Raw genomic sequence first — 11,144 nt, forward strand, 5'->3', positions numbered from 1 at the left:
AACGAACGGTGGGCGCCGCCCTTCGCGGCGTCCCCGGCGCAGGCCCCGCGCCGGACCCTGGTGTTGAACCGGCCTCGAACCACCCCCCGCCAGGACCCTGCTGTCGAGTTCAAACGAGACTCATGATGGCTTCGTCTACATCCATGTTCAACATCGCCGACGGTGGAACCTCTATCAGGGTATACGCCCCCGGCCGGAGCTTTGTGGCAGCCCTGGCCGCCGAAACCATCACCTGCGCAGTGAGAGCCGGGTTGGAGCACCTCAGCTCGTAGCGGATGAGCTGATTGTGAGTCATCCCTGCGACGCCCTTCCTCTCGATCACCGTGCCGTGACCCTGGTCCTCGAGGGAACTGACGTCGCTGACCACCTCAACGGTGGTCTCGTCCTTGATGAAGTATGGGTCGCGCCTGATCCTCGTCGCGACCGCTTCGGCCTGTGCACCCTGCTCGAGTTCGACGTACACGTGCCGGCGGTGCCTGCCGTTTCCCGCGGGGATCGTCAGGGACAGCGCGTTCCTGACGCCCGGTATCGCCTTCACGGCGACCGTGTGACCCATGCTCATGCCGGGACCAAAGTTTGTGCAGGTTATACCGCGCGGCGTCATGGCGAGCATTGTGGCGCGGATGACGGAATCGGTCCCCGGGTCCCAGCCCGCCGCCACTATGGCCTTCGCCCCTGTCCTCAGGCAGATTTCGTGGAATCTCCTCTTCATGCCGAGGAGCTCCGCGCCGTGAACGTCGAAGCTGTCCACGGTGCTGATGCCCCGCTCGAGGATCGACGGCGCCTGCTCCGGCACCAGGCGGCTGGGCCCGCACATTATCGCGACATCGACGTCGCCGAGGAGCCCTATGTCGTCAACTACGGGTATGCCGCCGGGAAGGCCCGGCGCCCCCCTCGACGGATCCCTCCTGACGACCCCCGCCAGGGCCATGTCTATCGAGCACTCCACCGCCTCCACCGCACCGCGCCCGACGTTCCCGTACCCCACGACTGCCACACGTATCCTGCCGGCCATGCGAAACGAAGCCTCCCCTGGAGGAATCTGTCCGTTCGCAGGATCTAGCAAGAAAGGTGCCAGCCCCGGGGCCGTCGCCGGAGACGCTGCCGCGACAGAAAACCCTGGGACAGCGCGTGCCGGGGGCGGCGAACCGCCGGGCGGGCGGGTGCCACGACCGCGGAACGTCCGCATTTTCGGACAGGACGTCCGCCTTTTCGCACGCGCCGGCCCGCCTGAAGCGGCTTGCGGACCTGCGCGACGTCAACCGCCGGCGCCGTCGCCCTGCGGCGGTGACTCCCCGTTTCCCCTATCGTGCAGCAGCCCGTATTTCCTGAGTTTCCCGTAGAACGAGGTGCGACCGATATCGAGGATCCTGATCGCCTCTCCCGCGTCGCCGTTGCTGGCGCGTATGGCCTCAATTATGGCGCGTTTCTCGGCCTGGCCTCGCGCTTCCCTGAGGGAGCCCGATCCGGACTCGAGGGGTGGGGTTGTGGTTTCGGCGCCGGTGTGGTAGTTCTTCAAATAATCTGGGAGGCTGGCGACAGTAATGACGTCATCCTCGACCATATTGCACGCGCTTTCCAGTACGTTCTCGATTTCTCTGACGTTGCCTGGCCAATCGTACGAGTAGAACACCTGGTACACGTCGTCGGCGACGCGGACGTTCTCCTTCCTGACCCTCGCCGCCACAACCGGCAGCAGGGAGTGGATCAGGACGGGGATGTCCTCCTTGTGTTGCCTGAGCGGGGGGATCGTTATCTGGATCACGTTAAGCCTCCAGTACAGGTCGTTCCTGAACGACCCGGACGCCACCGCCGACCTGATGTCCCTGTTCGTCGCGGCAATCACGCGCGCGTCGATAACGCGCGGCAGGGTGCCGCCCACCCTGTACACCGCCCGCTCCTCCAGGACGTGCAGCAGCTTGGCCTGCACCCCGGGGTCGAGGTCCGCTATCTCGTCGAGGAATATGGTTCCACCGTTAGCCATCTCGAACTTGCCTGGGCTGCCGCCCCTCCGGGCCCCGGTGAACGCCCCATCCTCGTAGCCGAACAACTCGCTTTCCACCAGCGACGACGGGATCGCGGCGCAGTTGACGTGGACGAAAGGCCCCTCTCTCCTCGGGCTGCAATCGTGGATGGCCCTGGCGAACAGGCCCTTTCCCGTGCCGCTCTCGCCGAGGAGAAGCACGGTCGATGAGGACGCCGCGGCCTTCTGCGCGACGTTTACGCAGGTCGAAATCGCCCTGCTGGACCCCGCGATCTTGCCGAACAGGCCCCTCGTCGCCCAGTAACCGAGGTTGCTCTCCAGCAAGTGGAGGGAAAAGAGGGCGTCGTCCCGCTCTTTCGATACAGACCTGAGTTCGCTGAGGTCTTCGACGACGAGCGCCACCCCCGCGATCCCGCCGTCGTCCCTTATGGGCTTGACCGAGCAACGCAGGGGTATCCCGTTGATCTCGTACTCGACGCCGGTGATCGCCTCCTTCTTGCCCTGCAGCACCATCACCACGTGCTGAATGCCGATCGAGTCGGGGTGTATGTCAAGGATGTGCCTGCCCACCGCCTCCACCCTCGGCGCGGAGGGACCCTTGCCGACGAACGGCTTGCCGAGCAATATGGACTTCGCGTCCTCCTTGCGAGCGGTATATCCCCTTGCCTGGTAGAACTTGACTTCGGTTGTGGCGGGGTCGACGATCACGAGGTGGCCCGCTGACGTCTGGTACTGGTAGTTGTGCGAGATGCCGTTCACCGAGCAACCCAGCACTTTCCTCGCCTTGTTTATTGAGGCCGTGAGCGCCAGGTTGGCGGCGGCGCTGAATTCCACGAGCAGGCCCTCGGTTTCGCCCCGCAGCGGGGAGGCCTTCCAGACGGCGGAGCCCGGTATGGAGCCAAGGTGGCCGATTGCCACGACCGCGTCGCCCGGCCTTATCCCGCGCGGGTCCACACCGAAGAGGCGCAGGTCTTCCGGCTTCACCCCACCGTCGTCACCGCCGAGGACGTTCGTCGAGAACATCACGATGTCGCCCGGCTCGGCGACCCCCGGCGGGTGCCCCGGCCCGAACTTCGGGTCGAGGTGGAATATCTCCCTCGCGCGCTGGTTGTAGAGCCTTATGATCCCGTCCCTGCCGGCGATTATGAGCCCTTCGCTGATTACCGAATCGAGAGCTTTGATTGCGTAGTCCTGTGCTTGCATGGGGTCGCCCTCCGGTGCCATCATTCGCACACGGTGGGAGGAGTACCTTCATCAATGTCATAGAGTTCCCGGCGTGAGGGAACGGATGGTTACGGGGGTAGAACGAGTGATTGCCGGGATAGACGTCGGAGGCACGTACACGGACGCCGTACTCCTCGCCCCGACGATCGGTGGGGCGGCCCGGGTGCTCGCGTGCGCGAAGCGGCCCACACGCAGGGATGACCTTTCAACGGGGATCGTTTCGGCGTTCGACTCGCTATTCGAGGGGAGCGGCCTCCGGCGTGAGCAAGTGGGGCGGGTTACCGTCAGCACGACACTTGCCACGAACGCCGTCGTGTCAGGGAACCTGGCTCCCGTGGCGGCGCTCGTCATCCCGGGCCCCGGGGTGTCACCCCGCGACCTCCGGTCGATGGTGGGGGCGGACGGCGCGGGACTCGATATCGTCGAGATCGGGGGTTACGTGGACCACCGTGGGCGGGAGGTCGAGCCGCTCGACCCCGGCGAGGTCCGGCGCGCCGTCGAGGACCTCCGGTCGCGGGGCTTCGCCAGGTTCGCCGTGGCGGGGAAGTTCTCCACGAGAAACGCATGCCAGGAGCAGGCGGTCGCGGAGGCGATTTCCTGCGCCGGCTCGACCCGGGATGGGCCCCGTAACGTCACCATGGGGCATACGCTGTCGGGTTCTCTAAATCTCCCGAGGAGGGTATCGACCGCCGCTTTGAACAGCGCGGTGATCGAGCTGTACGATGAGTTCGTCGCCGCGCTCACGTCGGCGTTCAGGGAGCGGGGCGTGGTCTGCCCGGTGTACATCCTGAAGGCGGACGGTGGCACCATGGAAGCGGCGACATCCGGCGCTTCCGCCGTGAAGACGATCCTGTCGGGCCCGGCAGCCAGCATAATAGGTTCGATGGCGCTCTCCCCCGAGGCGTGGAAAGGACCGGGCGTGACTGTGGACATAGGCGGCACGACTACCGACGTGTCGTTCTTCGTGAATGGGTCGCCCCTGTTCGAGCCCAGGGGGGCCGAGATCGGCGGGCGGAAGACGCTGGTCCGCGCGTTGTACTCCAGGTCTATCGGGATCGGAGGCGACAGCCCGGTGCGCGCGGCGTCCGGCCGCCCGCGGGTTGGGGTGAAGGGGCACACGCCCGCAGCCGCTTTCGGGGGTGAAGGGCCCTCGTTGACCGACGCGCTGGTTGTGTGCGGCATGACGCACGCCGGCGATGGGCCCCGCGCAGCCGCGGCTCTGGCCCGCGAGGCGCGTCGCGCGGGCGTGGAACCGGAGGAGTGGGCCAGGCAGGCCGTGGATAACGCGGTCGCAACCGTGTCCGGCTTCATCCGCACGCTTCTTGAGGATCTCAACTGCGCTCCCGCCTACACGGTGCGCGAGGTAATTACCGGTCGCGCGATTGAACCTGCGTGCATCGTCGGGATCGGGGCGCCCGCCCCGGCGCTCGTGCCGCTCATCGGCCGCGAACTGGGTGTTCGCGCGGTTGTCCCCGAATTGGCCCCGGTCGGCAACGCGGTCGGCGCCGCGCTCGCCGTTCCGACCCGCGAGGCGACGCTGAGGATCGACACCGCCGAGGGGACGGTGACCGTCGCCGAAGACGGCGTGAGGGAACGGCTGAGGACCACGTACCTGGGAGAGGCGGAGGCGGCCGCCATGGCCAGGGAATACGCCCTGCGCCGCGCCGGCGTAAGGCCGGCCTCGAGTGAAGGTGGGGACGTGGACGGTCGAGCCGACGACGGTCGGGCCGGGGGATCCCCTGCGGAGGCCGAGGTCGTGGAGATGCAGTGGTTCAACGTCGTCAGGGATTTCCACACCGTCGGGAGGATCTTCGACGTGAAGGCGCAGGTCAGGCCGTCGGCCCTCAGGCTGGACGCCGGCGCGGAAAGGGGTGGGTAACGTGCGTGAGGTACGACGAGGCCGCAGCACGCCGGCCGGCCACTCCCGGATCGGCCTGGTGTTCTTTCCCGCATTCGACTGGGCGATATCCCCCACTCACCCCGAACGGGAGGAGAGGCTGCTCTACACCCGCGATCAGATATTCGAGGAAGGCCTCCTCGACCTTCCGGAGTTCGCCGAGTACAGGCCGGGTGTGGCCACTGAGAAGGACGTGCTCCGGGCGCACGTATGCATCCCCGACGTGAGCAGCGTCTGCGGGAGACCGCACCTCATATCCGCGGGCGGCGCGATGGCTGCGGCCGACGCCTTCATGCGGCGAGAGGTGGACAGGGCCGCCGCGCTCGTGAGGCCGCCCGGGCACCACGCGATGAGGATAGTGCATGGTGCGCGGGGATTCTGCAACATCAACAACGAGGCGATCATGGTCGAACACATCAGGCAGTCGTACGGCGAGGACCTGAAGATCGCGTTCGTAGACACGGACGCCCACCACGCTGACGGGACGCAGGACATCTACTACAACGACCCCGACGTGCTCCACATATCGATCCACCAGGACGGGCGGACGCTGTACCCCGGCAGCGGGTTCACCGACGAACTCGGCGGGCCCGGGGCGTACGCGATGACGCTGAACGTCCCCCTGCCGCCCAGGACGGGAGACGAGGGGCTGATGACCGCCGTCGAGCAGCTCGTGCTGCCTGTACTCGAGGATTTCGAGCCGGACATCGTCATCAACGCGGCGGGCCAGGACAACCACTACACCGACCCGATCACCGACATGCGGGTCACCGCCCGGGGATACGCGCGGCTCAATTCGGTGCTGTCGCCCGACATACTGGTACTGCAGGGCGGCTATTCGATTGAGGGGGCGCTGCCGTACGTCAACCTCGGGATCCTGCTGGCCATGGCGGGGATGGATTACAGCGGAGTGCGCGAGCCGGACTACGACCCGGGCGCCGTTCGCCAGGCGCCCTGGATCTCACCGTACGTGGAGCGGACCTGCAAGGGGCTGCTTGACGTGTGGAGGAAGAGGCATGAGGTAGACCTGGGGAAGATATTCGGCCGCGGCGACTTCTACAGCAGGAGGCGGCGGCTCTACTACGATACCGGCGGCATCGCGGAATACCAGGACGAGATGATACGGCTTTGCGGGGTGTGCAGCGGGTACCGCGTCATCAAGACAACCGCCGAGAACTCATTTGGAGGCGTGACCAGCGCCTGCGCCGTCGTTATCCCAAGGAAGGCGTGCTCCGCCTGCCGGCACGACGGGCGCCGGGAGTTCGAGCGTTCGCGAAAGGGCTCCGGTCACGACCACGTTTACCTCCAGGACCTGTCGACGGGATCGTTCGAGCACGAGGCTCTGTCGATTCGCAGTAGGCCGACATGGACAGGTAAAGGTACGCCGAATACAGCTCGTTCTTGATCTGTTCGTTGGAGCCCTCACGCTCACGCGCCGCCGGCCCCCGTGCACGGTTGCACGAACGCGGGAAGCGCACGACATCGTAATCGCAAGCAGCTCTCATCAACTGATCCAATTTCGTATTGCAAAGTTCATCCTGTGTGCGTATAATGGGGCCAATAGGCTATGACGGGAAGAGTAAGGGCCCGATGTCCGGTTACAGAGAGCGGTGACGGGCTGAGAGAACCGCACCGGGAGCGTCCCTGAAGATCATTCCTGAGCCGCGCCCCGAAAGGCGAACGCCGAGTAGGCCGCGCCGGAAGGCGACCGTTAACGCACCAGGGTATCGAGCGACGCCCGTAGCAGGCGGGACTCCGTACCCGGGAGAGGCCGGGCATTCAGTCCGGCGAAATAGGGTGGTAACGCGGGATGAGACCCGCCCCTTACGTGGGGCGGGTAGTTTTTTTGGGGGTGGCCGGGCGTGTTGATGAGAGGCGCATCGATAATCATGAAGTCGCTCGAGACTCTGGGGGTCGACGTCGTGTTTGGATTCCCTGGCGGCCAGGTGTTGCCGCTCTACGACGCGCTCCTCGACTCGAACGTGAGGCACGTGCTGGTGCGTCACGAGCAGGCGGCGGCGCACGCGGCCGACGGCTACGCCAGGGCGTCCGGGCGGACGGGGGTGTGCTTCGCCACGTCGGGACCAGGCGCGACCAACCTGGTGACCGGACTGGCGACGGCGTTCATGGATTCGATCCCGCTTGTCGCGATCACGGGTCAGGTGGGCGTGGGTCTTCTCGGGCGCGACTCGTTCCAGGAAGCGGACATCTCGGGGATCACGATCCCGATCACCAAGCACAACTACATCGTGAAGAACCCTGCCGACCTGGCCCGGACCATTTGTGAGGCGTTCCACATCGCGTCGACCGGCAGGCACGGGCCGGTGCTCATCGACGTGCCGAAGGACGTCCAGGCAGCCGAAACGGAGTTCGTTTGGCCACAGTCGCTTGACCTGCCCGGCTACCGCCCGCGTATCGAACCCGACCCAACGCAGGTCGCGGCCGCCGCCACAGTCATGCTCTCCGCGAAGGCGCCCTTGATCTACGCCGGTGGCGGGGTCGTGGCGTCCGGCGCCTCGGCGGACCTACAGGCGCTGGCGGGATACCTGCAGGCCCCGGTGACGACGACGTTGATGGGACTCGGCGCGGTACCGTACGATTCACCGCTGTTTCTCGGGATGCCCGGGATGCACGGCACCCGCGCCGCCAACCGCGCGATCCAGGAGTGCGACGTACTGGTAGCCGTCGGCGCCAGGTTCGACGACAGGGTGACGGGCCGGGTCGACAGGTTCGCCCCGAACGCAAGAATAGTGCATGTCGATATCGACCGCGCCGAGATGGGCAAAAACGTGAGGGTCGACTTCCCCGTGCTTGGGGATGCCCGGGCGTGCCTCCGCGCGCTTCTCGAGAGGATCCAGGAGATGCGCCCGGCGACCGGAGGCCTGGCCTGCGCTGCCGGCTGTTCCGAGGGCACCGGCGTGGTCACCTACCCCGGCCGCGCGGCATGGCTCAGCCGCCTCGCGTCGTTCAAGCGGAACGGAAACGGCAAGAAGCCGCCCAGCGTGAACGGGCATTCCCCACGGCCCGCAAGGGTTCTCAGAGATCTAATGGAGATAGCGGGAGAAGAAGCCGTCATCACAACCGACGTCGGGCAGCACCAGATGTGGGTCGCCCTGTATTACGGCTTCACGCGGCCCAGGACGCTGCTGACGTCCGGCGGACTGGGAACGATGGGGTACGGCCTCCCCGCGGCGGTCGGCGCGCAGGTAGCGCGGCCCGGCTCGCGCGTGGTGCTGGTCTCCGGCGACGGCAGCTTCCTCATGAACTCCCAGGAGCTCGCCACGGTGGCCGCGAACCGCCTGCCTCTCAAGATGATCGTCTTCAACAACGGTTGCCTCGGCATGGTCAGGCAGTGGCAGGAGCTTTTCTACCGGAGACGCTACTCGCAGGTGGCGCTCGATGGCTCGCCGGACCTCGTCAAATTGGCGGGGGCCTACGGGATCCAGGGGATGAGGGTGGCGAAGCCCGCCAGGGTTGCGCCTGCCTTGCGAGAGGCGTTCGAGACCCCCGGCCCGGTACTCGTCGACCTGGTGCTCGACACGGAGGAAAATGTATTCCCGATGGTGCCACCGGCGGCGTCACTTGACGAAATGATAGAAGGCCCGGGGAGCGTGAACTGAGTGAATCGTTACACCGTTGTAGCACTCGTGGTAAACCGTCCAGGCGTGCTCGCCCACATTTCGTCGCTCTTCAACAGGCGCTCGTTCAACATCGAGAGCATCACCGCCGGACTCACCGAGGACGCGGGCATAACCCGGATCACGATGGTCGTTTCGGGTGACCTGCGGGACCTCGACCAGGTGATGAGGCAGCTCGACAAGCTCATCGACGTCATAAAGGTCGTGGACCTCACCGAACGTGGCACCGTCGACCGCGAACTCGTGCTCATCAAGGTGAACGCCGGCCCCGAGGCGCGCGCGGAGATCATGCAAGTTGCCGAGGTATTCCGAGCCAGGATCGTGGACCTGTCCGAGGATAGCCTCGTCGTCGAGATGACGGGCGACTCAGAAAAGGTAGAAGCCCTCATCGGGCTCCTCTCAAAGTTCAGGATTATTGAAATGGCGCGGACCGGCAAGATTTCGATGCTGCGCGGAAGGGCCGCGGTCAAGACCGAACAGGCTTAGCAGCCCTAGCCCATCGGTTTCCTGTGATCGGGTTTTCTGTCCCGTACGATGTCCCTGAATGTGCCCATCATTACGAATGGCCCGTTGGCCGTCTGCGGGCCGTTCTTGTCCTCCGGCGTTATGGCGACCGCGTTGAACTCACGGAGTGGTAACGGTGATTTCGCGCGTACCCGGTAAGTACCCGCGCGCATCGTCATCTCGCCGATACTTGCGAACAGGTTCTCCGCGGTATTCAGCAGCCACGCCTCATAGACGTTGAAGGGCCTGCCCGTGGACGGGTCCGTCCCGAAGAACGACGGATTCGGCAGCCCAACCGCATCCACCTCTACCATATCTTCGTCGAAGTCCAGGGCCGCAGTCGCGGTGGCGCCCTGCGCGCCGGGGACGGTCGGCATAAGGCTGATGACTGTCTGGGACAGGATCCGGAATCCCGCCATGTGATGCCACCTCCTCATACGCATTCTCCCACATGATATGCCCCTGGGGGCTTGCCTGTGCCGGAGAGGAAAGCTGCCATTGTTCGAGAACTGATCCCGCACAATGGTCGTGGGGGTTTGGTTAATGTCAGGGATAGTGTTCGCTAACAGAGTCAAGGACCTGGGGACGGAGATGGCGTTCGAGATCCTGGCGCGTGCCAGGACGCTGGAAGAGCAGGGGAAGAGGATCATCCACCTCGAGATCGGCGAACCGGATTTCGAGACGCCGTCTAACATCGTAAAGAGTGGTGTTCACGCCCTCAGGATGGGGTGGACCCACTACACACCGGCGCCGGGGATACCCGCGCTGCGCGAGGCCGTCAGCTGCTACGCGAAACAGTTCAAGAACATCGATTGCGATCCATCACAAGTCATCGTCACGGTCGGGGCCAAACCCGCGGTGTACTTCGCGATGCTCTGCCTGGTCAACCCCGGGGACGAGGTCATTTACCCGGATCCTGGATATCCCCTGTACGAAAACGTAATAAAGCTTGTGGAAGCGACCCCCGTCCCCATCGCGCTCAGAGAGGAAAACGAGTTCAGGCTGGACGTCGACGAGCTCAAGTCGAGAGTCACGCCGAAGACCCGCGTCATCATAATCAATTCCCCGCACAACCCGACGGGCAGCGTGCTTACCGGCGAGGACGTCAAGGCGATAGCCGCGCTCATCGAGGGTAGCCGCATATACGTGGTTTCGGACGAGATGTACGACCGGATCGTCTACGACCGGCGCGTAATGTCGATCGGCTCGATCCCAGAGATCAGGGACCAGGTCATCGTGGCGGACAGTCTGTCGAAGACCTATGCAATGACAGGCTGGCGCCTCGGGTTCGGGATAGTCCCTCCCGGGATGTCCGAGAAGATGAGCCGCCTTTCGATCCACACGTACTCCTGCAACGCGGCGTTCGTCCAGATAGCGGCCATCGAGGCGCTGCGCGGGCCGCAGGCCTCGGTGGACAAGATGGTCGCCGAGTTCAGGCAGAGGCGCGAGGCAGTCGTCGAGGGCGTCAACCGGATCGAGGGCATGTCCTGCCTCAAGCCTCCAGGGGCGTTCTACGTGTTCCCCAACGTGAAGAAGCTGGGCATGAGAAGCAAGGCGCTGGCGGAGAAGATCCTCGATGAATATGGTGTCGCGGTGCTGGGCGGCGATGCGTTCGGGTGCGCCGGCGAGGGTTACATCAGGATCTCGTACGCGAACTCCCTCGAGAACATACAAGAGGGCCTCAAGCGGCTGGAGCGGGCCGCCGCCAGCATTCTCCGGAAGAAGTAGCGCAAAGACCCATGGAGCCCCGTCCCTGTGACGGGGTTTATCGTTGTGCGCCCGGCAGGGCGCGTTCACTAGTGGGTGAGAGTCCCATACAGGCCCGACAGGGGGAACTGTTAGCCGGACGGCAAGGGTGTCCACTGTGAGGTGGAATCTGGAGGAAGCCGCAGGCAAA

The 11,144-nt window shown here is 65.0% G+C and carries 8 protein-coding genes; 5 read left to right on the plus strand and 3 right to left on the minus strand.

Annotated features, from left to right (window positions below):
* Positions 1–109: 109 nt before the first annotated feature.
* The gene (locus tag HPY55_15280; protein NPV71967.1) at positions 110–1,015 is read right to left on the minus strand and encodes a diaminopimelate dehydrogenase; all 906 of its coding nucleotides are present in this window, start codon (positions 1,013–1,015) and stop codon (positions 110–112) included.
* Positions 1,016–1,258: 243 nt separating this feature from the next.
* On the minus strand, positions 1,259–3,187 hold the full coding sequence (locus HPY55_15285; GenBank protein ID NPV71968.1) for a sigma 54-interacting transcriptional regulator: 1,929 nt from the start codon (positions 3,185–3,187) through the stop codon (positions 1,259–1,261).
* Positions 3,188–3,260: 73 nt separating this feature from the next.
* Here HPY55_15285 and HPY55_15290 point away from each other — a divergent pair, with 73 nt between their 5' ends.
* From HPY55_15290 to ilvN, 4 genes are all read left to right on the plus strand, one after another.
* Entirely contained in the window at positions 3,261–5,087 is a 1,827-nt protein-coding gene (locus tag HPY55_15290) for a hydantoinase/oxoprolinase family protein (protein NPV71969.1), read from the plus strand.
* A 1-nt stretch (position 5,088) separates the two neighbouring features.
* Entirely contained in the window at positions 5,089–6,510 is a 1,422-nt protein-coding gene (locus HPY55_15295) for a histone deacetylase (protein ID NPV71970.1), read from the plus strand.
* A gap of 457 nt (positions 6,511–6,967) precedes the next feature.
* Positions 6,968–8,725 (plus strand): biosynthetic-type acetolactate synthase large subunit, encoded by a 1,758-nt coding sequence (gene ilvB / locus HPY55_15300; protein ID NPV71971.1) that lies wholly within the window; start codon positions 6,968–6,970, stop codon positions 8,723–8,725.
* Complete coding sequence (gene ilvN / locus HPY55_15305) at positions 8,726–9,229, plus strand: acetolactate synthase small subunit (protein NPV71972.1); 504 nt, start codon at positions 8,726–8,728, stop codon at positions 9,227–9,229.
* A 5-nt stretch (positions 9,230–9,234) separates the two neighbouring features.
* Here the strand turns inward: ilvN and HPY55_15310 are convergent, their stop codons facing one another.
* On the minus strand, positions 9,235–9,666 hold the full coding sequence (locus tag HPY55_15310; GenBank protein NPV71973.1) for a hypothetical protein: 432 nt from the start codon (positions 9,664–9,666) through the stop codon (positions 9,235–9,237).
* 124 nt (positions 9,667–9,790) lie between these two features.
* Between HPY55_15310 and HPY55_15315 the strand changes: the two genes are divergently transcribed.
* Positions 9,791–10,975 (plus strand): pyridoxal phosphate-dependent aminotransferase, encoded by a 1,185-nt coding sequence (locus HPY55_15315; GenBank protein ID NPV71974.1) that lies wholly within the window; start codon positions 9,791–9,793, stop codon positions 10,973–10,975.
* Positions 10,976–11,144 lie beyond the last annotated feature (169 nt).

The organism is Bacillota bacterium (genome assembly GCA_013178305.1).
Lineage (GTDB): Bacteria > Bacillota > Sulfobacillia > JABLXB01 > JABLXB01 > JABLXB01.

Coding starts and splice junctions, on each gene's coding strand:
- HPY55_15310 (NPV71973.1), bottom strand. CDS start 9,666: ATGGCGGGATTCCGGATCCTGTCCCAGACAGTCATCAGCCTTATGCCG.
- HPY55_15280 (NPV71967.1), bottom strand. CDS start 1,015: ATGGCCGGCAGGATACGTGTGGCAGTCGTGGGGTACGGGAACGTCGGG.
- HPY55_15285 (NPV71968.1), bottom strand. CDS start 3,187: ATGCAAGCACAGGACTACGCAATCAAAGCTCTCGATTCGGTAATCAGC.
- HPY55_15315 (NPV71974.1), top strand. CDS start 9,791: ATGTCAGGGATAGTGTTCGCTAACAGAGTCAAGGACCTGGGGACGGAG.